This is a genomic window from Streptomyces sp. BRA346 (genome assembly GCF_052851135.1).
Window position 1 is genome coordinate 91,819 of record NZ_JAIWIH010000002.1, and the last position, 25,178, is coordinate 116,996.

The 25,178-nt window shown below is 70.5% G+C and carries 20 protein-coding genes; 12 read left to right on the forward strand and 8 right to left on the reverse strand.

Annotation, left to right across the window (positions count from 1 at the left end):
- Nucleotides 1-128: 128 nt before the first annotated feature.
- Nucleotides 129-758 (forward strand): TetR/AcrR family transcriptional regulator, encoded by a 630-nt coding sequence (locus LCH29_RS02125; protein ID WP_123100488.1) that lies wholly within the window; start codon nucleotides 129-131, stop codon nucleotides 756-758.
- A gap of 89 nt (nucleotides 759-847) precedes the next feature.
- On the opposite strand, the gene LCH29_RS02130 is transcribed toward LCH29_RS02125, so the two are convergent.
- The gene (locus tag LCH29_RS02130; protein WP_446459944.1) at nucleotides 848-1,903 is read right to left on the reverse strand and encodes an aldo/keto reductase; all 1,056 of its coding nucleotides are present in this window, start codon (nucleotides 1,901-1,903) and stop codon (nucleotides 848-850) included.
- 226 nt (nucleotides 1,904-2,129) lie between these two features.
- Here LCH29_RS02130 and LCH29_RS02135 point away from each other — a divergent pair, with 226 nt between their 5' ends.
- Entirely contained in the window at nucleotides 2,130-3,530 is a 1,401-nt protein-coding gene (locus LCH29_RS02135) for an MFS transporter (protein ID WP_446459945.1), read from the forward strand.
- Between the two features lie 58 nt (nucleotides 3,531-3,588).
- A complete protein-coding gene (locus LCH29_RS02140; protein ID WP_123100491.1) occupies nucleotides 3,589-4,572 on the forward strand; it encodes a quinone oxidoreductase family protein in 984 nt (327 codons plus the stop codon).
- Between the two features lie 282 nt (nucleotides 4,573-4,854).
- Here LCH29_RS02140 and LCH29_RS02145 read toward each other — a convergent pair whose 3' ends face one another.
- On the reverse strand, nucleotides 4,855-6,099 hold the full coding sequence (locus LCH29_RS02145; RefSeq protein WP_446459946.1) for a cytochrome P450 family protein: 1,245 nt from the start codon (nucleotides 6,097-6,099) through the stop codon (nucleotides 4,855-4,857).
- 241 nt (nucleotides 6,100-6,340) lie between these two features.
- Between LCH29_RS02145 and LCH29_RS02150 the strand changes: the two genes are divergently transcribed.
- The 3 genes from LCH29_RS02150 (at nucleotide 6,341) to LCH29_RS02160 (ending at nucleotide 10,047) form a co-directional block, all read left to right on the forward strand.
- Nucleotides 6,341-7,123: a PaaX family transcriptional regulator gene (locus LCH29_RS02150; protein ID WP_446460275.1), complete on the forward strand. Its 783-nt coding sequence runs from the start codon at nucleotides 6,341-6,343 to the stop codon at nucleotides 7,121-7,123.
- 165 nt (nucleotides 7,124-7,288) lie between these two features.
- Nucleotides 7,289-8,662, forward strand: coding sequence for an MFS transporter (locus LCH29_RS02155; protein WP_446459947.1), 1,374 nt, complete (start codon nucleotides 7,289-7,291; stop codon nucleotides 8,660-8,662).
- Nucleotides 8,659-10,047 (forward strand): alpha/beta hydrolase family protein, encoded by a 1,389-nt coding sequence (locus LCH29_RS02160; RefSeq protein ID WP_446459948.1) that lies wholly within the window; start codon nucleotides 8,659-8,661, stop codon nucleotides 10,045-10,047. Before LCH29_RS02155 ends, LCH29_RS02160 begins: the two co-directional genes overlap by 4 nt.
- Here LCH29_RS02160 and LCH29_RS02165 read toward each other — a convergent pair.
- From LCH29_RS02165 to LCH29_RS02185, 5 genes are all read right to left on the reverse strand, one after another.
- A complete protein-coding gene (locus LCH29_RS02165; RefSeq protein ID WP_446459949.1) occupies nucleotides 10,044-10,652 on the reverse strand; it encodes a DUF742 domain-containing protein in 609 nt (202 codons plus the stop codon). The two genes, LCH29_RS02160 and LCH29_RS02165, sit on opposite strands and share 4 nt — an antisense overlap.
- 16 nt (nucleotides 10,653-10,668) lie before the next feature.
- Nucleotides 10,669-11,103 (reverse strand): roadblock/LC7 domain-containing protein, encoded by a 435-nt coding sequence (locus tag LCH29_RS02170; RefSeq protein ID WP_446459950.1) that lies wholly within the window; start codon nucleotides 11,101-11,103, stop codon nucleotides 10,669-10,671.
- 32 nt (nucleotides 11,104-11,135) lie between these two features.
- Nucleotides 11,136-14,108, reverse strand: a complete 2,973-nt coding sequence (locus tag LCH29_RS02175) for a nitrate- and nitrite sensing domain-containing protein (RefSeq protein WP_446459951.1) — start codon at nucleotides 14,106-14,108, stop codon at nucleotides 11,136-11,138.
- Nucleotides 14,109-14,169: 61 nt separating this feature from the next.
- On the reverse strand, nucleotides 14,170-14,313 hold the full coding sequence (locus LCH29_RS02180; protein ID WP_446459952.1) for an MFS transporter small subunit: 144 nt from the start codon (nucleotides 14,311-14,313) through the stop codon (nucleotides 14,170-14,172).
- A 3-nt stretch (nucleotides 14,314-14,316) separates the two neighbouring features.
- Nucleotides 14,317-15,840: an L-lactate MFS transporter gene (locus tag LCH29_RS02185; RefSeq protein ID WP_446459953.1), complete on the reverse strand. Its 1,524-nt coding sequence runs from the start codon at nucleotides 15,838-15,840 to the stop codon at nucleotides 14,317-14,319.
- A 558-nt stretch (nucleotides 15,841-16,398) separates the two neighbouring features.
- Here LCH29_RS02185 and LCH29_RS02190 point away from each other — a divergent pair.
- Both LCH29_RS02190 and LCH29_RS02195 read left to right on the forward strand, forming a co-directional pair.
- Nucleotides 16,399-16,794: a DUF485 domain-containing protein gene (locus LCH29_RS02190; protein ID WP_446459954.1), complete on the forward strand. Its 396-nt coding sequence runs from the start codon at nucleotides 16,399-16,401 to the stop codon at nucleotides 16,792-16,794.
- Entirely contained in the window at nucleotides 16,791-18,389 is a 1,599-nt protein-coding gene (locus LCH29_RS02195) for a solute symporter family protein (RefSeq protein ID WP_446459955.1), read from the forward strand. Before LCH29_RS02190 ends, LCH29_RS02195 begins: the two co-directional genes overlap by 4 nt.
- A 58-nt stretch (nucleotides 18,390-18,447) precedes the next feature.
- On the opposite strand, the gene LCH29_RS02200 is transcribed toward LCH29_RS02195, so the two are convergent.
- A complete protein-coding gene (locus LCH29_RS02200; protein ID WP_446460276.1) occupies nucleotides 18,448-19,506 on the reverse strand; it encodes a LacI family DNA-binding transcriptional regulator in 1,059 nt (352 codons plus the stop codon).
- 217 nt (nucleotides 19,507-19,723) lie between these two features.
- On the opposite strand from LCH29_RS02200, the gene LCH29_RS02205 reads away from it, so the two are divergent.
- From LCH29_RS02205 to LCH29_RS02220, 4 genes are all read left to right on the forward strand, one after another.
- Nucleotides 19,724-20,647, forward strand: a complete 924-nt coding sequence (locus LCH29_RS02205) for a carbohydrate ABC transporter permease (protein ID WP_446459956.1) — start codon at nucleotides 19,724-19,726, stop codon at nucleotides 20,645-20,647.
- Nucleotides 20,648-20,651: 4 nt separating this feature from the next.
- Nucleotides 20,652-21,599: a carbohydrate ABC transporter permease gene (locus LCH29_RS02210; RefSeq protein ID WP_446459957.1), complete on the forward strand. Its 948-nt coding sequence runs from the start codon at nucleotides 20,652-20,654 to the stop codon at nucleotides 21,597-21,599.
- Nucleotides 21,600-21,678: 79 nt separating this feature from the next.
- Entirely contained in the window at nucleotides 21,679-23,019 is a 1,341-nt protein-coding gene (locus tag LCH29_RS02215) for an ABC transporter substrate-binding protein (RefSeq protein WP_446459958.1), read from the forward strand.
- A 46-nt stretch (nucleotides 23,020-23,065) separates the two neighbouring features.
- Entirely contained in the window at nucleotides 23,066-25,129 is a 2,064-nt protein-coding gene (locus LCH29_RS02220; RefSeq protein WP_446459959.1) for a beta-galactosidase, read from the forward strand.
- The last annotated feature ends 49 nt before the right edge of the window (nucleotides 25,130-25,178 follow it).

Consider the following 25,178-nt stretch of genomic DNA (forward strand, 5'->3'; position numbering starts at 1 on the left):
GAAAGTTGGGGGCTGGCCAGGAGGGCTTCTCATCTCATGGGTCTCGCTCCCCTTGATCCTTCGTGGTCAGCCTGATCCTTCGGTGGTCAGTGCCGATCACACTTATCAAGGGACGGAGACGGATCGATATGGACTCAACGGCGTCAGTGGCGCCGCCCGCGGGTCGCCGGGAGCGCAACAAGCAGCGGGTCAAGGAACGGCTGTATACGGCGGCTTTGGAACTCTTCAGCGAGAAGGGTTACGACCAGACCTCCATCGACGACATCGCGGAGCGTGCCGATGTGGCGCGGGGAACCTTCTTCAACTACTTTCCCCGCAAGGAAGATCTCATCGGCGCCTGGAGCGAACGGCGGCGGGCGAAACTCATGACGCATCTCGCGGAGACCCGGTCCTATGGGGCCGGTGCCGTCGCGCAGCTGAAACAGTGCGTGTCCGTTCTGGGGCGGATCAACGAGGAAGAGCGTGACCTCACGGTGGCCATGCTCACCGCATGGGTGAAGGCGGGGCGTCCGATCCAGGAGGACCCGTATATGGCGGACATCTTCTCGGAGATCGTGGAAACCGGGTGCCACACCGGTGAACTGGCCGAGAACCTGTCGTCGAACCTCGTGGGGAACGTGCTGCGTGATCTGTATCTCGGGGCGCTCTACCGCTGGTGCTATCAGCGGAGTTCCGCTGACGCCGGATCGCTGAACGATGAGCTCCAGGAAGTCCTGGGCCATCTGCTCGGAGGCATCACGGATTCGTCCCGGCGCTGACCGCGCGACGACCAGACGGCCCGGGACATCGGCGGCGCACCGCCGATGTCCCGGGCCGAAAGCATCTTCAGGCGTTCAGGGTCAGGCCTTCAGGCCCCGCGCCGCTGCGGGGGCAGACGCCGGAGGGAGGCGTCGGCGAAGTGCGGGGGCGTGTAGTCGGCGTCCGACGGATTGAGGTCGGTCCCCGGCGCCACCAGCGCGTCCAGCCGGTCCAGCACCGCGTCGTCCAGCGTCACCTCCGCACCGGCCAGCAGATCCGTCAGCTGCTCGACCGTCCGCGGCCCGATGATGACCGACGAGACGGCCGGGTGCGTCAGCACGAACGCCACCGCCAGGTGGGACACCGGAAGCCCGCACTCGGCGGCGAGCTCGACCAGCTCCTCGACGATGGCCAGCTTGCGCGCGTTGCCCGGCAGCGACTGGTCGAACTTGTACGGGATCATGTCGCTGCGGAACGAGCCCAGTTCGCCGATGCCGTCACCGCGCCCCTTGCGGAAGCGGCCGGTCAGCCAGCCGCTGGCCAGCGGGCTCCAGGTCATCACCCCCATGCCGTACCGCTGCGCGGTGGGCAGCACCGACCGCTCGACACCCCGCATGAACAGGGAGTACGGGGGCTGCTCGGTGTGGAACGGCACATGGCCGCGGCGCTCCGCCGTCCACCGGGCCTCCACGATCTGCTCGGCGGAGAAGTCGGACGACCCGATGGCCATCACCTTCCCCTCCCGCACCAGATCGGACAGCACCGACAGCGTTTCATCGATGTCCGTCGACGGATCCGGCCGGTGTATCTGGTACAGGTCGAGGTAATCCGTGCCGAGGCGGCGCAGACTGTTCTCGACCTCCCGCCTGATCCAGCGCCGGGAATTCCCGCCGTGGTTCGGGTCGTCGCCCATCGGAAAGTGCACCTTGGTGGCCAGCACCACATCGTCCCGGCGCCCCTTGAGCGCCTTGCCGACGATTTCTTCCGTCTCGCCCCCGGCATACATGTCCGCGGTGTCGATGAAGTTGACGCCGGCGTCGAGCGCGGTGTGCACAAGACGCACACAGTCGGAATGATCGGCGTTACCCCACGACCCCAGCATCATGGTGCCGAGACAGAACCTGCTGACGGATATCCCGGTCGATCCCAGAGATGTCCTGCGCATGGATTTCCTTGCACCTCATTTGCGCTTGGAGAGAATGCGGTTCAACGTACGGCGGGTCTCATGCCACCGCCGCCGCAGGCGAGTCTGACACGGCTGATCCGCATCCACCGGAAGGCGTGAGTCCGGCGTGAGTGGGCCATGAGCGGAAGCGGACACAGTGGTGGGTACACGGGGTGAGCCCCGTGTCTCAGGTACGTGCCCCACCCCCCATCGCGAATTGGATGTGATGATGCGTCGCGCCGGGACGCTGCTGCTGCCACTGGTGGCGGTCTTTCTCGTTCCCTTCACCCTGACCGGCGCTTCGGTGGCGCTCACCGACATCAGTGAGCAGCTCGACGCGAGCCTGGCCGCCACCCAGTGGGTGGTCAACGCGTACAGCGCCACCTTCGCCGGATTCATGCTGATCACCGGTGCCCTCGCGGACCGGCTCGGCCGCCGCCGGGTCTTCGTGTCCGGTGTGGCCCTCTTCGCGGTGTGCGCGCTGATCAGCGCCGTCGCCCAGGACATCGTGGTGCTGGACGTGGCGCGGCTGATCTCCGGGATCGGCGCGGCCGCGACCACCACGGGCGCCAGCGCGGTGCTCGCCGAGGCCTTCACGGGCCAGGCCCGGTCCAAGGTGTTCGGCCTGTTCGGCACCACGATCGGCATCGGCCTGGCCTTCGGGCCGACGCTGGCCGGGCTGCTGGTGGACAGCTGGGGCTGGCGGTCCGCGTTCGCCCTGCCCGGCGTCATCGGCCTGGGCTGCGTCGCCTTCTACCGCTCCCTCCCGGCCTCCCGGCCCGCCACCGCGCGCGGCCAGCTGGACCGGGCGGGCGGCACGCTGTTCACCCTGGCCCTGCTGCTGCTCATCTTCGCTCTGGTCGAGGGCCCCGAACTGGGTTGGGGCAGCGCCGCGGTGGCAGGCTCGCTCATCGCCTCGGTGGCACTGTCCGGGGCGTTCGTGGCCGTCGAGCGACGGGTCGCCGAACCGCTGCTCGACTTCCGGCTCTTCGGCACCGGCCGCTTCCTCGGCCTCTGCCTGGCCGTGGTCGCCGTGGTCGGGCTGTTCGGCCCGCTGCTCACCTATCTGCCCGCCTACTTCCACGCCGTCGCGGGCATGAGCACCGGCGAGGCCGGACTGTCCATGGTGGCGCTCACCGGCCCGGTCCTGTTCATCCCGCTGATCTGCGGGGCGCTGGTCCGCTGGATCCCCGGCTCGGTGCAGGTGGTGGCCTCGCTGGTGCTGGTGGCCGCCGGGTCGGCCTGGCTGGCGACGGGGTCCTCGCTGCTCCCGGCCCTGGTGGTGACGGGCGTCGGCGTGGCCGTCGCGCAGGGGCTGCTCGACGGACTGGCGGTCGACGCCGTCCCCGCCGAACACGCCGGGGCCGCCGCGGGCACCTTCAACACCGCGAAGCTGACCGCGGAGACGCTGGGCATCGCCGTCGTCGGTGCCGTCCTGGCCGCCCGTACCGGAGGACGGCTGTCCGGCCCGCGCTTCCCCGAGGCACTCCACCTCACGCTGTGGATTTTCGCCGGGCTGTGCCTGGTGTCCGCCGCCGTCACGGCGCTGTTGCTGCGGTCGAGGGCGGCGAAGCCCGTCGCCGCGGCGCCGGAGGGCGAGCGCGACACCGAGCCCGTCGCTACCTGAATACCTCTTGCATTTCCTCTTGTTCGTTTTCCCTGTTGCTTTTGAGGAGTGACCTGCCATGCGCGCTGTGACCATCCCCCGCTTCGGCGGAGCCGAGGTGCTGGAGTACACCGAGGCCGAGGAGCCGGTGCCCGGCCCCGGCCAGGTCGCCATCGACGTGACCCACGCCGGGGTGAACTACGCCGAGATCCTGTTCCGGCAGGGCGCGGTGGACGTCCCGCTGCCGTACGTACCCGGCATCGAGGCCGCGGGGCGGATCCGCGCCCTCGGCGACGGGGTGAGCGGGCTGCGGGTGGGCCAGCCGGTCACGGCCCTGACCATGACCATGGGCGGCGGCTACGGCGCTGTCGCGGTGACCGACGCCCACCTGGTCGCCCCGCTGCCGGACGACGCCGACCGGGCGCTGATGGCCGCCGTTCCCTCCAACAGCACCACGGCGTGGCTGGTCCTGGGCGAGGTGGCCCGGCTGCGCAAGGGCGAGCGGGTGCTGGTGCACGCCGCGGCCGGGGGCGCGGGCAGCCAGCTCGGCCAGGTGGCCCGGCTGCTGGGCGCGGGCCAGGTCGTGGGCACGGTGGGCTCGCCGGACAAGATCGAGGCCGCGACCGCCTTCGGCTACGACAAGGTCGTCCTGCGCGACGACCTCCCCGGCGCCGTGGCCGGTCTCACCGACGGACGGGGCTTCGACGTGGCCGTCGACCCGGTCGGCGGCGCGGCCCGCCGGGCGAGCCTCGACGCGCTGGCGCAGGGCGGGCGCCTGGTCGCCATGGGCAACGCCTCGGGTGCGGACGACGTCCCGTTCAGCGCGAACGAGCTGTGGTTCAGCGGCAAGGGCGTGCTCGGCTTCAACCTCGGCGCGCTGAGCGGCGAGCGTCCCGAGGCCGTGTCCGCCGTGCTGCGGCAGGCCGTCGGCGCCGTCCTCGACGGCGAACTGCGCGTGGACGTCGGCCAGGTGCTGCCGCTGCGCGACGCCACCGAGGCCCACCGCCGTCTCGAAAGCGGCCGCACCACCGGCAAGCTGGTGCTGGCGATGGAGCAGGAGTGATCTGCTCGCGGTGACTCCCGCGCCCACCGGCGCGGGCGAACCGACGGCCCCGGTTCCTTCCCCCGAGGGGGTGTCTTGTCGGTCAGGCCGGATCAGCGAGCGGCGTCAGGGGGCACCTCCCAGCGGTAGCTGGGGGAGCATCGCAACCCGCGTGAGGAGAGCGCAGTGCCGCCCGCCGCGGCAGCGGCTGATGTCACAGCGGCGTCGGGAGCCCGGCATGACCGGCAAGACACCCCCTGGGACCGGGGCCGTCGGCCGTTCCCCGCATCGAGCCCTGCCGGTTCAGGGGCGCAGGACGACCGGCAGTTCCTTGAAGCCGTTGATGCCCAGGGACGGGACCCGGGCGACGGGCCGGTCCGCGAGGGCGATCTCGGGGTACGCCTCGAACAGCCGCCGCAGCGCGATCTCCGCCTCCAGCCGCGCCAGCGGCGCGCCCGGGCAGCGGTGGGCACCGGCCCCGAAGGCGAGGTGACCGGCGGCACGGCCGGACGCATAGCGCCCGGGGTCGAACCGGTCCGGCTCGGGAAACGCGTGGGGGCAGCGCTGGATGGCCGCGAGCGGGACGAACACCGCTTCCCCCGCGCGGATGACCTCGCCCTCGACCTCGACGTCCTCCAGGGCGTAGCGGAACATCACATGGCGGGCGGGGGACTCCCAGCGCAGGGCCTCCTCCACGACATCCGGCCACGGATCGTCGCCCGCCTCCTGCCGGGCGCGCGCGGCGGCCAGTGTGCCGGGGTGCGTCAGCAGGCCCCTGACGGCGTGGCAGATCAGATTGACCGTGGTCTCGTGCCCGCCGATGACGGTGATCACCAGGTTGCCGATGACCTCGGCCTCGGTGAGTTCCCCGGCGTCCAGCGCGGTCACCAGGTCCATGGTGAGGTCGTCCCGGTCGCCCCGGGCGCGCTTCCGCTCGATCAGCGACATCAGGGTGGCGGGAAAGCGCCGCCCCACGGTGCCCGTGATCTCCTCGACGCTCGCCTCGGAGTTCATCGCCGCCATCGACAGCTCGTGCAGTTCGTCGCACAGCGTCCCCCCGTCGGGCACGCCGAGCAGCAGGCAGATGACGTCCAGCGGCAGCGGCAGGGCGAAGTGGCGCAGCAGATCGGTCTCCTGCCCGGCCGGGGCGTGGGCCAGACCGGCCAGCAGACGGCGGGTGACGTCCTCGACCCGCGGGCGCAGGGCCTCCACCCGGCGCGGTGAGATGGCGCGCTGGACGGGCCGCCGCAGACGGCGGTGGGTGTCGCCGTCGGTGGTGAGCAGTCCCTTGCCCTCCACGATGAACAGCAGCGGCCAGTCCGCGGGGATCCGGCCGTGCCGGTACGCCTCCCAGTGCTGGATGTCCTTGGCGAACCGCGGGTCGGTCAGCACCCGCAGCCCCGCCTCCCGCGTGGTCACCGCCTTGGCCACCACGCCACCGGGGAGCGCCACCGTGGCAACCGGCCCTGCCGCTCTGAGGGCCGCTCCCTCGCCTCCGTGGAGGTCGGCCGGGGCGGGCTCGATACGAACGTGTGCTGTCGCGTCCATTGCTCCTGTTGTCCGTTTCGTCGACCAATGCGCACAATGAGGCTGCCCAAGTCGCGGGCGGGGCAACCGTGTTCGCCCGCGCCCCGGGCCGGGCGGGCCTTGTCGGTCCGGGAGACGGAGGTGCCCGGGGAGGGGGGTGCGCCCGGTTCCCGCCGGCAGCCACGACAGCGTGATCCGAGGGAGTGCGCGTACCGTGGGCTGCGTGACCACTGCTGATGCCGCCCCCCGGCCCCAGTCGCTGATGCTCACCTTCCTGGGGGACTGGGTGCTGGGCCGGGACGTGTGCGTGTACTCGGGGAGCGTCATCGACCTCTTCGGCCGCGCCGGTGTCGGCGAACACGCGACCCGCTCGACGCTCACCCGCATGGTCGGGCGCGGTCTGCTGCGGCGGCAGCGCGAGGGGCGGCGCATGTACTTCGGGCTCACCGATCGCTCGGAGGCGGTACTGCGGGACGGCGAGGGCCGCATCTGGCAGACCGGCGCCGTCAACCGGACCTGGGACGGCACCTGGACCCTGCTCGGCTTCTCCCTGCCCGAGTCCTGGCAGCGCCAGCGCCACGACCTCCGCTCGCAGCTCACCTGGAGCGGCTTCGGTCCGCTGTTCAGCGGGCTGTGGATCGCGCAGGGCGAGGTGGAGATGGCCCCGATCCTCAACGAGCTGGGCCTGGCCGCGCACGTGAAGGTGTTCCGCGCCCACGCCGACGCGGGCATGGACATCGGCGCGATGATCGAGGAGACCTGGGAGCTGCCCGCGCTGGCCGGGCGGTACGAGGAGTTCGTACGCCGCTGGCAGCCCCAGGAGCACGCGTCCACCGGGGCCGAGGAAGCGCTGGTGGCGCGGTTGCGGCTGTCCACCGAGTGGCTGCGGATCATCCGGCAGGACCCACGGCTCCCGGTCAAGCACCTGCCCGACGACTGGCCTGCCGAGCAGGCCGAGAAGACGTTCCGCGCGGTCCATGAGCGCCTCACGCCGGGCGCGCGGGTCGCGGCGGAGCGCCTGCTCGACCTCGTGCCGGTGCGCTAGACGACCCCAGCCCCCTCCGCGCCCCCACAGGGGGCTGTGTCCCTGAGGCTGTCCGTCGCGGACAAATGTTGTGCAGAACATTGACCGCAGTCGGGAAACTGCCTACCTTCGCGGGAATACCGGCACCGCCTCGATGCCACCCCCGACGGCACCAGGGAGCTCCCCGTGCAGCCAGCCCCCGTCCCCGTTCCCCCGCCGCCCCCGGATTCCCGGCAGCTGCGCCGCGTCGCGCTGTCCGGCCTGCTCGGCACCGCGGTCGAGTTCTACGACTTCCTCGTGTACGGCACGGTCGCCGCGCTCGTCTTCGGCGAGCTGTTCTTCCCCGAGGCCGACCCCGCGGTCGGCACCATCGCCGCGTTCGGCACCTTCGCCGCCGGATACCTGGCGCGGCCGCTCGGCGGCATCGTCTTCGGACACTTCGGCGACCGGCTCGGCCGCAAGTCGATGCTGCTGCTCACGATGGTCCTGATGGGCACCTGTAGCTTCCTCATCGGGCTGCTCCCGACCTACGACGCGATCGGCGTCTGGGCGCCGGTGCTGCTGGTCGCCCTGCGCGTCGTGCAGGGCCTCGCGATCGGCGGTGAGTGGGGCGGCGCCATGCTCATGGTCGTCGAGCACGCCGAACGCGCCGGAGGCGCCCGGCGCCGCCGCGGCCTGTGGTCGAGCTTCACCCAGCTCGGCGCCCCGCTCGGGTCGATGCTCTCCGCGGGCGTGGTCACGATCGTCTCGACCCTGCCGGACGACGAGTTCCGCACCTGGGGATGGCGGGTGCCGTTCCTGCTGAGCGTGGCGCTGCTCGCCGTCGGGCTGTTCGTACGGCTGCGCGTGGCCGAGAGCCCGCTCTTCACGGAGGCCCGGGCACAGGACACGCGGCCGCAGGACAGGCCCCCGCTCGCCGAGGTGCTGCGCCGCCCCCGGCCGCTGCTGCTCGCCGGGTGCGTCGGCATCGGCGCGTTCACGGCACAGGCGCTGCTGACCAGCTTCATGATCTCCTACGCCGTCCGCCACGGGTACACCCGGCCGCAGGTGCTCACCGCCGTGACGGTCGCCTCCGCCGTGGCCCTCTTCGCGCTGCCCGCCGCCTCCGCGCTGTCCGACCGGGTGGGCCGCCGCCCGGTCGTGCTCGCCGGGGCCGTCGCGTCCGCCGCGCTGGCCTTCCCCGTCCTGGCGCTGGTCGACTCCGGTTCGCCCGGGCTGCTGATCCTGGCGCTGGCGCTGGGCCACGGCGTGGCCCAGTCCACCATGTACGGACCGCTCGGGGCCCTGCTCAGCGAGATGTTCGGTACCCGGGTCCGCTACACCGGCGCCTCCCTCGGCTATCAGCTCGCGACCCTGATCGGGGCCGGTTTCTCGCCGATGATCGCGAGCAGTCTGCTGGCGGCCTACGGCGGTGGCAGCACCCCGCTCTCGCTGCTGCTGTGCGGCGGCGCGGCCATCACCGCCCTAACCGTGTGGCGGCTGCGCGAGACCCACGCCGACACCCTCGACCCCGCCGCCACTTCCGCCGATGTTCCCGCCGCCGAAGGAGTCCGCCAGTGAAGCCCCGCGCCCTCGCCCTCGCCGCGACCGCCGTGCTCGCCGTCACCGCCCTGCCCGCGCAGGCCGCGAGCGCCGAGGGCGAACACCTGGAAGGCCACCTGGCGTCCGGGGCCGCGTACATGATGGACATGCCCGCGCGGTGGAACGGCACCGTGCTGCTGTTCAGCCACGGCTACAGCCCGCAGGGCAGCCCCAACCCCGCCCAGAACGCGCCGAGTTCGGCGGCCCGCTCCCGGCTTCTGGACCAGGGGTACGCGCTCGTCGGCTCCTCGTACGCCACGACCGGCTGGGCCGTGGCGGACGCGGTGCCCGACCAGCTGGCCACGCTGGACCTGTTCACGCAGCGGTTCGGCACGGCCCGGCAGACCCTCGCCTGGGGCCAGTCGTACGGCGGGTTCGTCACCACCGCCATCGCCGAACGGCACCCCGACCGGATCGACGGATCGCTGTCGATGTGCGGCCTCGTCCAGGGCGGTGTCGCCAACTGGAACAGCACCCTCGACCCCGTCTTCGCGCTGAAGACCCTCCTCGCGCCGGACTCCGGCATCCGCCTCACCGGCTTCGCCGACCAGGCGGAGGCCAAGGGCGCCGCGAGTGCCCTCACCGGGAAGCTGACCGCGGCCCAGCAGACCCCGCAGGGCCGGGCCCGCATCGCGCTCGCCGCCGCCCTGCACAACATCCCCGGCCACAACGACCCGTCACAGCCGAAGCCCGGCCCCGCCGACTGGGCCGGACAGCAGAAGAACCAGTACGCGGCCGTCGCCGGACTGCTCCAGACCGCCGCGTTCTCCTGGCGGCAGGAGGCCGAGTCCCGCGCGGGCGGCAACCCGTCCTGGAACACGGGCGTCGACTATGCGGCGATGCTGCGCCACTCCTCGGTGTACAAGGAGGTGACCGAGCTGTACAAGGAGGCGGGGCTGACGCTGCGCGACGACCTCGCGGCGCTCAATCGCGCTCCCCGTACCAGCGCCGATCCTCAAGCCGTGGCCTGGATGCGGCACACCAGCGCCTTCACCGGCCGGCTGACCGATCCGCAGCTGAACATCCACACCACCGGCGACGGGCTGATCCCCGTGCAGGCCGAGAGCGCCTACCGGCGGGCCGCCACCGCCGGCGGATCCGCGGGGCTGCTGCGCCAGGCGTACGTCGACGGGCCGGGCCACTGCACCTTCACCACCGGCGAGACACTCGCCGCCGTACACGCGCTGGAAGGACGTCTGGCCACCGGCCGCTGGGACACCGCGCCGGACGCCCTCAACTCCGCGGCGAAGACGGAGGATCCGGGGGCCGAGGCCCGGTACACCGACTACCGGCCCACCGCCTACCCGCGCCCCTACGACCTGGCGCACCGGGGCGACGGCCCGGGGCGGCGAGACACCCCCTAGAGCCGCCGGAGTCCGGTCAGCACCCGCTCCATCAGCGCGACGCTGGGGGCCTCGCCCTCCTCGGTCCCGGTCTCGTGGACGACGATCAGCCCGCGGTCCGCCATGTCGCCGAGGAGCACCCTGGCCACCCCCAGCGGCACCGCGAGCCGTGCCGACACCTCCGCCACCGACGTCGGCTCCTGGCACAGCGCGATCACGGGAACGTGGTCCGCGTGCGTGAAGGCGGCGGACTGGTGCCCCAGATCGGTGGTCGTCACCAGGGTCTCCAGCTCGAAGTGATGCTGGGACCTGGTGCGGCCACCCGTCCACGTATAGGCGCGCACGAAGGAGGGCGAGCCGCCCTGTTGCTGCTGCTCGTGTCCGCCCTCCCACGCGGCGTACTGCTCGTCCTGCTGGGGTGGGTACGCGTACGGCTCCGGGGGAGCCGAGGGCGGCGCCTCCTCCGGCTGGTCGCGGGCCGCGGACTCCGGCCCGGAGCCGGAGCCGGACTTCTTCCGCGGCCGCCGTGCCTTGCCGAAACTGAACGCGTTGAGCACGTCGGCGAAGGTCTGTTCGTCCTCCGCTCCCTGGTCTCTCCGCCCGGAAGGGCCTTCACCGGTGCTCATGATCTCCTCATCCGGGCTAGTGGCTTGCCGTCTGCTTGAATCCCTGGAGCTCCGCGCGCAGTTCGGGGGTCAGCATCTCGCCGACCTGGTCCACGAGCACGGCCATCTCATAGGCCACCTGACCGATCTCGCAGTCCGGCGCGGCCAGTGTCACCAGGCACGATCCGTCCTTGATCGACATCAGCAGCATATGTCCGTACTCCATCTGGATCACGGTGCTCTTCACCTCACCGGTGTCCAGACACCGTGCGGCGCCCTGGATCAGGCTGATGGCACCTGCGGCGACGGTGGCGAGGTGTTCGGCGTAGTCGTCCGCCAGCCGGTTGGAGGCGGTGAGCAGAATCCCGTCGGCTGATACCACCACGGCGTGGGCCACATTGGGAACACGTTCGGTGAAGTTGGTGACCAGCCATCCGAACTGGCTCACCTCCCGCGGCTGGGGTGAGGTCATGGCTTGATTCCTGCCCGTTCGTCGATGAGATCTTATCGCTCGTCGGGACGGGCCCGACGGATGCCTGACTGGTAGTTGCTGAGGAAGCTGTGCGTGCTGCCCGCGTCCTGGCTCGGCTTCGCCTTGCCGGGGCCGGTCCGCTCGGCACGTCCACCGGGCCGGGGCGCACGCGGCGTGCGCTTCGGCAGCCCGGACTGGGTGTGGCCGGCCTCCTCCGGGGTGTCCGAGGGCTCGGCGGGACCGCCCGGGCGCCGGTCGGCCGCCTGGTCCGTCGCGCTCTCCCCGGCGCGGACCGCACCGGGGCCCGGCGCGGGCTCCGTCTGCTGACCGGGCGGCGTGAAGAGGCGCGAGGACCCCTGGGGCCGGGGGCTCGCCGACGAGGGCCGGGCGCCCGTCGACGGGGGACGGGGAGCCGCCGCCGACGTCGGCGCCGCGTCCGCATCCGAGGCGGGCGGCTGGAACCACGGAGAGCGGGGGGCGCCCTGCTGGTCCGCTCCGGAGCCGCGCTGCTGCTCCGGGCCGGACCGCTGCGGCGGCACCAGGCCGGGCCCGGACTGGCGGGCCTTCTGGGCGTCCTGGGCGCCCGGCCCGTCCGCCGGTGCCCTGTCCTGCGCGGACGGCCGGGGCGGCAGGGGCGGCGGCCCGTTGCGGGACTCCTCCGGGGCGTCCTTGCCGACCGGGCCGGGGCGGCCGGTCCCGTTGGCGCCGTTGCCGTTGGCACCGTTCCCGTTCCCACCAGGGCCGTCGGTCCCGGCAGGTGCCCGGCGCGGCAGCCGCCGCGCCAGTGCGGAGTCCGAGCCCGTTCCGGCGGCGTCGGGGCGCTCGGCGCGCTCCGGGCCGCCCCAACCCGGGGTCCGGGTGCCGGAGTCGGCGGCGACTGCCGGGCGGGCCCCGTTGGGGGACTCGCGCACGGCGGGGGCCGCCGTCGCGGGGCCCGACTCCTGCCGCGGCCGCGCCGGTTCGAAGGCCTTGGCCGCGGTCGGCGACGGCCCGGAGCGCCGGGGCAGGCTGCCCCGGGGAGCCTCGTCGGGCCGGTTCCCCGTCACCAGGTTGGCCGGGACGAGCACACCGGCGAGCAGGCCCGCACCCCAGTCAGAGCTGAGGTTCACGGAGATGCCGTGCCGGTTGGCCAGGCGGCCGACGACGAACAGGCCCATCTGACGGGAGGACGAGGCCTCTTCGGAGGTGGTCGCCTCCAGCCGCCGGTGCGCCTTGGCCAGGTCGGCACCGCTCATGCCGATGCCCTGGTCGCGCACCTCGATCAGCGCGGAGCCGTCGCGGCGCGGTGTGGTGCTGACGACCACCTGGGTCTCCGGCGGGGAGAAGGCGGTGGCGTTGTCGAGCAGTTCGGCGATGATGCGGGCGAGGTCACCGGCCACGTAGCCGGTCACCTCCACGGAGGCGGAGGGCTGCACCTCCGCGCGCTGGTAGTGCTCGATCTCGGAGACCGCGGCACGCAGGACGTCCTCCAGCGGCACCCGATGACCGTGGGTGCGGACCAGCGTGCTGCCGCAGAGAACCATCAGGTTCTCGTTGTTGCGCCGCATCCGGGTCGCCAGGTGGTCCATCTGGAAGAGGTGGCCCAGCTGGTCCGGGTCCTCTTCGTGCCGTTCGAGCTGCTCCATCAGGCGCAGCAGGCGGTCCACCAGGGTCTGGCTGCGCCGGGAGAGGTTGACCAGGGTGTCCCTCAGGTCGCCGCGCAGCGCGGCCTGTTCCGACGCCAGGCGCACGGCCTGACCGTGCACCGCGTCGAAGGCCCGGGCGAGCTGCCCGAACTCCTCCGTGGTGTGCACGGGCACGGCACTGACCGCGGTGTCCGCCTTCTCACCCTCGCGGATGCTGTCGACGGCGGCCGGGAGCCGGTGCTCGGCCACGTCGAGCGCGGTGGAACGGAGGACGGTCAGCGACCGCAGCAGATACCGGCCGATCGCGAAGCCGATGGAGACCGCGAGCAGCAGCACAGCGAGCAGGGCCACGGAGTACGCACCGGCCCGGTTGCTGGTCTGGTCCTGCAACTGGGCGGAGTTCACGCGCAGCTGCTGGGCGAGCTTCTTCTCGACCTTCCCGAGGCGCTGCACGGTGGTTTCCGAGCTGCGGTTCCACTCGGACGTCGACACCTGCGGCGGAGTGATGCCCTGCTGGGCGCCGTCCCCCTGTGACCCGGACAGCGCGCTGCGTACGAGGTCCGCGCGCCGCTTCACCAGCTTTCCGGTGACCGTCCGCTCGTACATGCTCTGCTCGGCGGGGGTGGCCACGGCCCGGAAGTCGCCGAGCTTGTCCTGGAGGCGGATGTCGGACTCCTCCAGCGCCCGGACGAGGTTCATGTCCGTGGACTGTCCGGGCTGCCCGGACTTCATCGCCTCGAGGAGCGTCACATGCTGGAGATGGACCTCCTCCTGGACCGCCTCCAGGTCGTACAGCGCGGACGCCGGTCCGGACAGCCTGGGTTCGCCGAACCGGCTGCCCAGGGCCTGGTCCAGGTCGAGCAGGCTGTTGATGGCGGTGCGGTACTCGTTCACCGCGGCCCAGGAGCTGATGCTCCCGGAAGCCACCTGCTCGCGCAGATCGGTCAGCCCGCCCAGGGCCTTGACCGCGTCCTGATAGCGGTTCTCCGCGGCGCCGTCGAGCTCGGGCGCCCGCTTCGTGCTGCCGGTGAGGACGGTCCGGGCGTGGTCGGTGGACCGGACCTGGCGCCGCATCGCGGCCGCGTCGGCGCCCCCGACGCCCCGCAGCTGCTCGGCGGCCATGGTGCGCTCCTCCTGGAGGTTCCCCAGCAGCGGTATCAGCTCGGAGCGCAGCTTGACCAGCCGCTGCATGTCCGCGTACGAGTTGGCGCGTTCGACTTCCCGTTGGATCTGGACGACGCCCAAGGCGACGGCCAGCAGCGCGGGCACCACCAGCACGGCGCCGAGCTTGACCGGCAGCCGCCAGTTTCGCCATTGCACGATGGTGGCCCACAGCCCCGGGCCGCGCACAACTTCGGCCGCATGCCTCCCCGGGGTCACGAGACGCGCTCCGCGCCCGGGGCGGCTTGGCCACAGCGATGTATCACGATGCGCTTTCTCTCTACTCGAACAGCTTTCGGCTCGTCATGGCGAGCTCATAGAGGCCGTACGCGAAGGGAATGGCCACCCACAGCCACACCACGGCCAGCAGGACGGGCGACGACGTCACGGCCGCGCTCTGCGAAGGTTCGTCTTGGTGAGCCATTGGTTACCCCTTGCCCTTCTCGGCCGGGACGGCCTTCTCAGCCGGTACGTCGTCGGCTCCGTCCTCTTCGTCCTGATCGTCCCGGGCTTCGTCCTGATCGTCCCGGGTTGCGCTCTTTTCATCCTGGACGGCCCGCTCGCTTTGGGCTTCGCCCTTTTCGTCCTGGGTGGCCCGCTCATCCGACGCCACCTCATCCGACGCCACCGGCTCCGGCTCGTGGAACTTCGGGTTCACCGGGCGCACCAGCTCGTTCGCGATGAAGCCGACGACCAGCAGCGCGATCATGAGGTAGAAGGAGACGGTGTAGAGGCCCGGTCCGCTGTTCCCGGACTTCTTCCCGGCGTCCGCCACGGCGTCCACGATGATCGGTCCGGCGACTCCGGCGACCGACCACGCGGTCAGCAGCCGACCGTGGATCGCGCCGACCTGGTAGGTGCCGAACAGGTCCTTCAGATAGGCCGGTACGGTCGCGAACCCGCCGCCGTAGAACGACAGGATCACCATGGCCGCGACCACGAACAGCGCGGTGCTGCTGTTCTTCCCGAGCAGGATGGTCAGGTAGAGCAGAGCACCCGCGCCCAGGTAGAGGCGGTAGATGTTCTTCCTGCCGATCATGTCGGAGACCGACGACCAGACGAAGCGACCGGTCATGTTGGCCAGGGACAGCAGGGCGACGAACCCGGCGGCGGCGGTCGCGCTGATCGGGGCGTCGGTGTCCTGGAAGAAGTCCTGGATCATCGGGGCGGCCTTCTGGAGGATCCCGATGCCCGCAGTGACGTTCATGCACAGCACGATCCACAGCAGCCAGAACTGCGGGGTCTTCACCGCGTTCTTCGCCGACACGTTCGCGGTCGTGACGAGCTGCTTCCCGGTCTCCTCGCGGGGGACCCAGCCGGCCGGACGCCAGCCGTCGGCCGGCACCCGGACGAGCAGGACGCCGAGGGTCATGAAGGCGGCGTAGGCCAGGCCGTGGACCAGGAAGGTCCGGGCGATGCCGCCGGTGTCGCTGCCGAAAGACTCGAGCATCTGCGACGACCAGGGGGAGGCGATCAGCGCGCCACCGCCGAAGCCCATGATCGCGGTTCCGGTGGCCATGCCCGGGCGGTCCGGGAACCACTTCATGAGCGTGGACACCGGCGAGATGTATCCGATGCCGAGGCCGATTCCGCCGACGACGCCGTATCCGAAGATGACCAGCCAGTACTGGCTGGTGGCAACGCCGAGCGAGGCGATGAGGAAGCCCGAGGAGAAGGCCACGAGCGACACGAACATCGCCCACCGCGGGCCCTTGCGCTCGACGAGCGTGCCACCGAAGGCGGCGGAGAGGCCGAGGACGAGAATGGCGATCTGGAAGGGGAGTGCGCTGGCGGTCCCCGAGATGTCAAGGGCTTTCTCCAGTGGCGTCTTGAAGACGCTCCAGGCGTATGCCTGACCGATGGAGAAGTGAATCGCAAGCGCCGCCGGGGGAATCAGCCATCGATTCCACCCTGGCCCTGCGATAATGCGAGAGCGGTCGAGAAAACCCACCGATTACCTACCTCCGTCCTCGGGAACCCATTGCCGCAGGCTCATTTTTCTGGAGACGTCGAAGACGTCTCGGGCGGTGGCGAGTGTAGAGCACCCTGATCAGCGGGAACAACGACGGGACTTCCTCACCGGTCCCGTACTGGAGCAGCCTCCCACACGTTCGCATAGATGGGGCGATCCACCAACATCAACACATTGCATGCATCCCCCGTTCACAAAATATCCGCAAGTCCGGAAGCTCGGGGTTGCCGTCATCGCATGACACCAGGTCAGACGGTCCGAAAGGAGGAAGGAACGGGAAAAGTGCGCATCCTGAAAGGTTCTGACAGGCACTCATAAGAAGCGTGTAGTCGCATATGTGGCGTGGAGTCACCTGGACCGGGCGGTCCCGGTACAAGCCCGGTCAGGTCGGTCCGCCGGGTATCCCCGGCCGTTGACGGCATCCGGCGCCTTACTACACTGACCCCGCCATGGGGCTGCGGGTTGCTCCTCCTCCCCACCATCCATTGCAGGCAGATCCGTACGAATTCTCCTGCCCGAAACTCCCGGGAGAGGACCATGACGAAAGCGGTGCGGCCGCCCGCGCCTATTTCATCCGAGCGGGCCACCGGACCGGGGTTCGCCGACCGCGGCACGGAAAACGGTGAGCCCGACTTCGCCGCAATTCAGCAGAGTCCGGAATTCGACCGGCTTCGCAAGAGGCTGCGCCGGTTTGTCTTCCCCATGAGCGCGCTCTTCTTCTGCTGGTACATGACGTTCGCGCTGCTCTCGGCGTATGGTCATGGCTTCATGAGCCGTAAGGTGTTCGGCTCGGTCAATATGGGGACCGTCTTCGGCCTGTTGCAGTTCGTGTCGACGATCACGATCGTCCTGCTGTACCGGGGCTTCGCCGGCAAGAAAATCGACCCGCAGGTGGACAAGGTGCGCGAGTTGGCAGGGGCCGACAAGGAATGACAGTGCAGATCGCGGCTGAGGAGACGACCGGCAGCCCGCTCATCAACGTCAGCGTATTCGTCGTTTTCGTCCTGATTACGCTGTTCATCGTCTACAAGGCCACCACGAGGAACCAGACGGCGGCCGACTACTACGCCGCGGGCAGCGCCTTCAGCGGCGTCCAGAACGGCATCGCCCTCTCCGGCGACTTCCTCTCCGCGGCCTCCTTCCTCGGGATCTCCGGGGCGATCGCCGTCCACGGCTACGACGGCTTCCTCTACTCCGTGGGATGGCTCGTCGCCTGGCTGGTCGCCCTCCTGCTCGTCGGCGAACGGCTGCGCAACACCGGCCGGTTCACCGTGGGCGACGTGATGGCCTACCGGATGAAGCAGCGCCCGGTGCGCGCGGCGGCGGCCAACGCCACCCTGGTGATCACGTTCTTCTACATGCTCGCCCAGATGGCCGGCGCGGGCGGGCTGATCGCCCTCCTGCTCAATGTGCACAGCAAGGGCGGGCAGGCCCTCGTCATCACCGGCGTCGGCCTCGTGATGGTCTTCTACGTCCTGGTGGGCGGTATGAAGGGCACCACCTGGGTGCAGATCATCAAGGCCGGTCTGCTCCTGACCTGCGTGACCTTCATGAGCGTCTTCATCATCGGCAAGTTCGGATTCAGCTTCTCCGCGATCCTCGACCAGGCGGCGGCGGGCAGCCCGCTGGGGCAGAGCCTGCTCGAACCGGGCGGCTGGTACGGCGACGGCGCGATGGACAAGCTCGACTTCGTCTCGCTGTCCCTGGCGCTGGTCCTCGGCATCTCCAGCCTGCCGCACGTGCTGATGCGCTTCTACACCGTGCCGAACGCCAAGGAGGCGCGCCGGTCGGTGGTGTGGTGCTCCTGGTCGATGTTCCTGTTCTACCTGGGGATCCTGGTCGTCGGCTACGGCGCCGCCGCGATGGTCGGCCCGGACGCGATCCTGGAGGCCCCCGGAGGCGAGAACTCGGCGGCACCGCTGCTCGCGTTCAAGGTCGGCGGTGCGGTGCTCCTGGGCGTCGTCGCCGCGGTGGCCTTCGCGACGATCCTCGCGGTGGTGGCCGGTCTGACCCTGACCGCGTCGGCGTCGTTCGCGCACGACGTGTACGCCAATGTGATCAGGGAGGGGAAGGCCGACGCCCGGTCCGAGGTCCGGGTGGCCCGTCTGACGGCCATCGCGGTCGGCTTCCTGGCCATCATCGGAGGCATCGTCACCAACGGCCAGAACGTGGCCTTCCTGGTGTCGCTGGCCCTGGCGCTCGCCGCGTCCGCCAATCTGTCGACCATCCTCTACACCCTGTACTGGAAGCGGTTCAACACGACGGGGACGCTGTGGAGCATCTACGGCGGTCTGGGGTCGGGGCTCATCCTGATCCTCTTCTCGCCCGCGACCTCGGGTAGTTCGACGGCCATCTTCAAGGATGTCGACTTCCACTGGTTCCCGCTCACCAACCCCGGCATCGTGTCGATCCCGCTCTCCTTCCTCTGCGGATTCCTCGGCACGGTCCTGAGCAAGGACCCCGCGGACCCCGAGAAGCAGGCGGAGATGGAAGTACGGGCGCTGACCGGAATCGGCAGCAAGGCCTGAGCTGGCGCCACGAGGCCGGTACGGGGAGCACATCTCCCCGTACCGGCCTCGTTCGTCGTCACCGCGCGGGCGGCGGCGCGGTGCTGCGGCGCAGCACGAGCCGGGTGGGGACGAGCGTGGTGCCGCGGCCCGGGGCGCTCTGCTGCATCTGGCGCAGGACGCCCTCCACACAGCGGCGCCCGACCTCGGCGAAGTCCTGGTGCACGGTGGTCAGCGGCGGCAGGAACTCCCCGGCCTCGGGGATGTCGTCGAAGCCGATGACGCTGACGTCGTCCGGCACCCTCCGGCCCTTTTCGTGCAGGGCCCGCAACAGGCCGAGCGCCATCTGGTCGTTGGCGGCGAACACCGCCGTGCAGTCGCCCTCGGCGGCGAGCGCGAGCCCGGCGCGGTAGCCGGACTCGGCCGACCAGTCGCCCCGTACGAGCGGTGGCGGAACGCGCCCGGCCTCGGTGAGCGCCGCGTGCCAGGCGTCGGCGCGGCGCTGTGCCGCGAACGAGCCCTCGGGACCGGCGAGATGCCACACGGTCCGGTGGCCCAGCCCGAGCAGATGGTCCACCGCGTCGCGAGTGCCGCCCGCCTGATCGGTGTCGACCACCGTATAGCGGTCCCCGGCGTCCGAGTCGGCCACGACGACCTGGACGTGGGGCGGCAGGGAGAGCGCCGCCGCGTCGAGGAGGTGGACCTCCATGATGACGATGACGGCGTCGACGGCGAGTTCGCCCAGCCGGGAGAAGGCGCCGCGCACCTCGTCCTGGGTGGGGACGGCGACGGGGAGCAGGGTGACCGCGTAGCCCTCGTGTGCCGCGGAGGTGGCGATCGCTTCCAGCGTGCGCACATTGCCCGTGGTGGAGAGGGTGAAGGTGATGACGCCGATGGTGCGGAACTCGCCGCGCTTGAGCGCCCGGGCCGCGCTGTTGGGCCGGTAGCCGAGCTGCTTCATGGCGGCCAGCACCTCCCGCCGCGTGTCCTCGGTGACACCGGGATACCCGTTGGAGACCCGGGACACGGTCTGCGCGGAGACACCGGCGAGACGCGCCACGTCCGCCATGGACGCGCGCTGCGCGCGCCGGGCGGCCCGCGTCCCGGTGCCGCCGTCGCCCGCCGGGGGGCTCTCCACCGAGGGGTTGTCCGCTGCTTCCACTGTCTCCCTCGCTGCGTGCGTCCCGGATTTGCCAGACGGCTCTTGACCACCGTCATTGGGGCAGTGTAGACATTCCGCCATCAGATGTTTACGTAAACATAACACCTCCGCGCTTCCTTGATCGCCGGAATGTTTACGCAAACATCGCGACGGCGCATGGCGCCGGTTCCGTGATGGACGAGCGAGGAACGACATGACGACGCTGCAACCCGCCGCCGTGAAACGGCGCCCGGCCCGGCCTCCGGCGAAGCGGGACCGCCGCTCCTGGACGGGGTGGGGGTTCATCGGCCCCTTCGTGGTGGTCTTCGCCTTCGTCTTCCTGGCCCCGATCGCCTATTCGATCTACCTCAGCCTCTTCCGTGACCAGCTCATCGGCGGCACCACGTTCGTCGGCCTGGACAACTACCAACAGGCCCTGGAGGACGACCGGTTCTGGGAGTCCCTGACCCGGGTGTCGCTGTTCCTGCTGGTGCAGGTGCCGATCATGCTGGGCATCGCCCTGCTCGTCGCCCTCGCCCTGGACAGCGGGCGGCTGTACGGACGGGACTTCTTCCGGATCTCGATCTTCCTGCCGTACGCGGTGCCCGCCGTGGTCGCCACCCTGATGTGGGGGTTCATGTACGGCACCCGCTTCGGCCTGGTGAGCGACATCAACGACGCCCTCGGGGTGTCCCTGCCGAACCCGCTCTCGCCCGATCTGGTGCTGACGTCCATCGGCAACATCGTCACCTGGGAGTTCGTCGGCTACAACATGCTGATCTTCTACTCCGCGCTCCGCGTCATCCCGCACTCCCTCTACGAGGCCGCGGAGATCGACGGCGCCGGGCAGATCCGCGTCATCACCGCCATCAAGCTCCCGGCGATCCGCGGCGCCCTGGTCATCGCCACCATCTTCTCGATCATCGGCACCTTCCAGCTGTTCAACGAGCCGAACATCCTCCAGAAGCTGGCGCCCAACGCCATCACCACGGACTACACCCCGAACTTCTACACGTACTCGCTGTCCTTCTCGGGCCAGCAGCACAACTACTCCGCGACGGTCGCCATCATCATGGGGCTGATCACCATGGTCATCGCCTACGTCGTCCAGCTGCGCGGCATGCGCAAGGGAGCGTGAAGCGATGAGCAGCCCCGCCACCACCGTCTCCCGGCCCGCGTCCGCCACGGCCGACTCCCCGGGCTCCCCGCCCCGGCTGCGCATGCCGCGCAAGCGCGCCGAGGGGCGCCGCCCGCGCCGCAGCGTGCTGCTGACCCTCCTCACCGGGCTGGTCCTGCTGTACTCGCTGGTGCCGCTGGCCTGGCTGGTCATCAGCGCCACCAAGACCCAGGAGGGCCTGGCCCGGTCGTTCGGGCTGTGGTTCAGCGGTGACTTCGCCCTGTGGGACAACATCCGGGAGACGCTCACCTACCAGGACGGCGTCTTCACCCGCTGGCTGCTGAACACCCTGCTGTACGTGGTGGCCGGGGCCGGCGGCGCCACCCTGCTGGCGGTCCTGGGCGGCTACGCCCTGGCCAAGTTCACCTTCCCGGGCAAGCGCGCCGTCTTCGCCGTCGTCATCGGCGCCGTCGCGGTGCCCGGCACCGCGCTGGCCGTGCCCACCTTCCTGATGTTCAGCAAGATGGAGCTCACCAACACTCCTTGGGCGGTGATCATCCCGTCCCTCATCTCGCCCTTCGGCCTGTACCTGATGTGGGTCTTCGCCACCGAGGCCGTACCCGACGAACTGCTGGAGGCCGCCCGCATCGACGGCGCGAGCGAGGTGCGCACCTTCTTCCAGGTCGTCCTGCCGCTGCTCGCGCCCGGCATCGTGACCGTCCTGCTGTTCACGATGGTCGCCACCTGGAACAACTACTTCCTGCCGCTGATCATGCTCAAGGACCCGGACTGGTATCCGCTGACCCTGGGCCTCCACAGCTGGAACGACCAGGCCGCGACCGCCGGTGGCGAGGCCGTGTTCAACCTCGTCATCACCGGCTCCCTGATCACCATCGTGCCGCTGATCGCCGCGTTCCTCCTGCTCCAGAAGTACTGGCAGTCCGGGCTCGCCGCCGGAAGCGTCAAGGAATAGCCCCACCCCGTCAAGGAACAGCCCCACCGCCCCGCACCACGAAGAAGCCCCGCACCACGGAGAAGTGGAAAGCACGCCCATGCGCAAGAACGCCCGCCGCCTGCTGCGCGGCATAGCCCTGGTCTCCGCCCTCACCCTGGGGGCCACCGCCTGCGGCGGCTCCGACGACGGTGCCGCCGACCAGAAGCCGGTGTCCTCCAGCGACATCGACAAGGCCCTGAAGAAGGGCGGCACCCTGACGGTGTGGGCCTGGGAGCCCACACTGAAGAAGGTCGCCGACGACTTCGAGAAGGAACACCCCGCGGTCAAGGTCAACTTGGTCAACGCGGGCACCAACAAGGACCAGTACAAGGCCCTCCAGAACGCCATCGCCGCGAAGAAGGGCGTCCCCGACGTCGCGCAGATCGAGTATTACGCGCTGGGCGAGTACGCCCTGACCAAGGCGCTCGACAAGCTGGCCCCGTACGGCGCGGACAAGCTCGCCGCGAAGTACTCCCCGGGCCCGTGGAACTCCGTGAAGTCCGGCAAGGACGTCTACGCCCTGCCCATGGACTCCGGGCCCATGGCGATGTTCTACAACAAGAAGGTCTTCGACAAGTACAAGCTCAAGGTGCCGACCACCTGGGACGAGTACGTCAAGACCGCGCGCGACCTGCACAAGGCCGACCCCAAGGCGTACATCACCGCTGACACGGGAGAGGGCGGCACCGCCACCAGCATGCTGTGGCAGGCCGGTTCCCGCCCGTACAAGGTCGACGGCACCAAGGTGAAGATCGACTTCTCCGACGCGGGCGCCAAGAAGTACACCGACACCTGGCAGAAGCTCCTCGACGACAAGCTGGTCGCGCCCATCACCGGCTGGACCGACGACTGGTACAAGGGCCTCGGCGACGGCACCATCGCGACGCTGACCGCCGGTGCCTGGATGCCCGCCAACTTCGCCTCCGGTGTGAAGGAGGCCTCCGGCGACTGGCGCGTGGCACCGCTGCCGCAGTGGAAGGCGGGGGACAAGACCACCGCGGAGAACGGCGGCAGCTCCCTGGCCCTGCCCACCCTGGGCAAGCACAAGGAACTCGCCTACGCCTTCACCGAGTACGCAGGCGCGGGCAAGGGCGTGCAGACCCGGATCAAGGAGGGCGCCTTCCCGGCGACCACCGCGGACCTCGAATCCGACGCGTTCCAGAACACCGCGTTCCCGTACTTCGGCGGCCAGAAGGCCAACAAGATCTTCGCCGAGTCGGCCGCGAACGTCGGCAGCGGCTGGTCGTACCTGCCCTACCAGGTCTACGCCAACTCCATCTTCAACGACACCGTCGGCAAGGCCTACGTCTCCCGCACCAAGCTGGCCGACGGCCTGAAGGCCTGGCAGGACGCCTCCGTCAAGTACGGAGAAGAGCAGGGCTTCACCGTCCAGAAGTAACCAGCCCCGCCCGCGCCGCCCCGTGCGGTCCACCGGAAGGACCACCATGATCTCCACCCTCCAGACCCAGCCTCCGCAGGGACCGGACGGTGACCTCACCCCCCGCATCGGCTACGGCGCGGACTACAACCCCGAGCAGTGGCCGCGCGAGGTGTGGGAGGACGACATCCGGCTGATGCGCGAGGCCGGGGTCACCATCGTCTCCGTGGGGATCTTCTCCTGGGCCCGCATCCAGCCGGCCGAGGACGCGTGGGACTTCGGCTGGCTCGACGAGGTCATGGACCTGCTGCACACCGGTGGCATCGGGGTCGACCTGGCCACCGCCACCGCGTCCCCGCCGCCCTGGCTCACCACGGCGCACCCGGAGATCCTCCCGGTGACCGCCTCCGGTGAGACGGTGTGGCCGGGGGCGCGGCAGCACTGGCGCCCCACCTCGCCCGTCTTCCGCACCCACGCCCTGCGCCTGGTGCGGAAGCTGGCCGGGCGGTACGCCGGCCATCCCGCCCTGGTCGCCTGGCACGTCTCCAACGAGCTGGGCTGCCACAACATCTACGACTACTCCGACGACGCCGCCCGCGCCTTCCGTGACTGGCTGCGCGCCCGCTACACCACCCTCGACGCCCTCAACCACGCCTGGGGCACCGCGTTCTGGTCCCAGCGGTACGGCGACTGGGACCAGATCCTGCCGCCCCGGCTGGCCGCCTCCCACCCGAACCCCACCCAGCAGCTGGACTTCAAGCGCTTCTCCTCCGACGCGCTGAAGGAGCACCTGCGCGCCGAGCGGGACGTCCTGCGCGAGCTCACCCCGGGGATTCCGGTCACCACGAACTTCATGGTGATGGGCGAAACCAAGGGCATGAACTACGCCGACTGGGCCGGTGAGATCGACTTCGTCTCCAACGACCACTACGTCAGGCCCGGCCCGCAGGCCCGCGACGAGCTGTCCTTCTCCGCGAACCTCGTCAGCGGCATCACCGGCGGACGCCCCTGGTTCCTCATGGAGCACTCCACCAGCGCCGTCAACTGGCAGCCGGTCAACGTCGCCAAGCGGCCGGGCGAGCTGGCCCGTGACGCGCTGCTGCACGTGGCCCACGGCGCCGACGCCGTGTGCTTCTTCCAGTGGCGGCAGTCGGCGGCCGGCGCCGAGAAGTACCACTCGGCGATGGTGCCGCACGCCGGGCCCGACAGCGAGGTGTTCCGCTCGGTGGCCGCCCTCGGCCGGACCCTGCGGACCCTCGCCCCGGTGGCGGGCTCGACGCGCGAACCGGCCCGGGTCGGGATCGTCTTCGACTGGGAGTCGTGGTGGGCGAGCGAACAGGACTCCCACCCGACCTCCCGCCTCGACTACCGCCAGGAGGCGCTGGACTGGTACTCCGCGCTCCTCGCCCTCGGCATACGCGCCGACGTCATCACCGCGACCGCCGACCTCGGCCGGTACGAGGTGCTGATCGCGCCGGTGCTGCACATGGTCCCCGCGGCGCTCGCCAAGGACCTCACCCGGTACGCCGAGCAGGGCGGCCACCTGATCGCCACCTACTTCTCCGGGATCGTGGACGAGAACGACCACGTCTGGCTCGGCGGCTACCCGGGAGCCCTGAGCGAGCTGCTCGGCATCCGCATCGAGGAGTTCGGCCCGCTGCTCGACGGCGAGACGGTCGAAATCGAGAGCGCAACAGGCGCCGACGGCACGGCCACCGGCACCCTGTGGACCGACCGGATCACCGTCACCGCCCCCGAGGTGGAGGTGCTGGCCCACTACCGCGACGGAACGTACCCGGGCCGCCCCGCCGTCACCCGCCGCGCGGTGGGCGGGGGATCGGCCGCGTACGTCTCCACCCGGCTGGGCCCGGGCGGCCTCACCGGACTGCTGCCCGCGCTGCTCGCCTCCGCCGGGGTCACCAGCGAACTGCCGGACGGCGCCCGGGGAAGCGTCGAGCTGGCCGTGCGCCGCGACGGCGGCAGCCGCTATCTGTTCCTGGTCAACCGCACCGATACGACGGTGCCGCTGACCGGGCTCGCCGGGGAACCCCTGATCGGCGGTGCCGCGGGCGACGGGGTGTTCGCCCTGGCCCCCAGGGGTGTCGCCGTGCTGCGACAGCCCACGACCTGACGGCGGGATCCGCCACGTCTGTCACCGCCTCCTGAAACTCCGCCGTCGC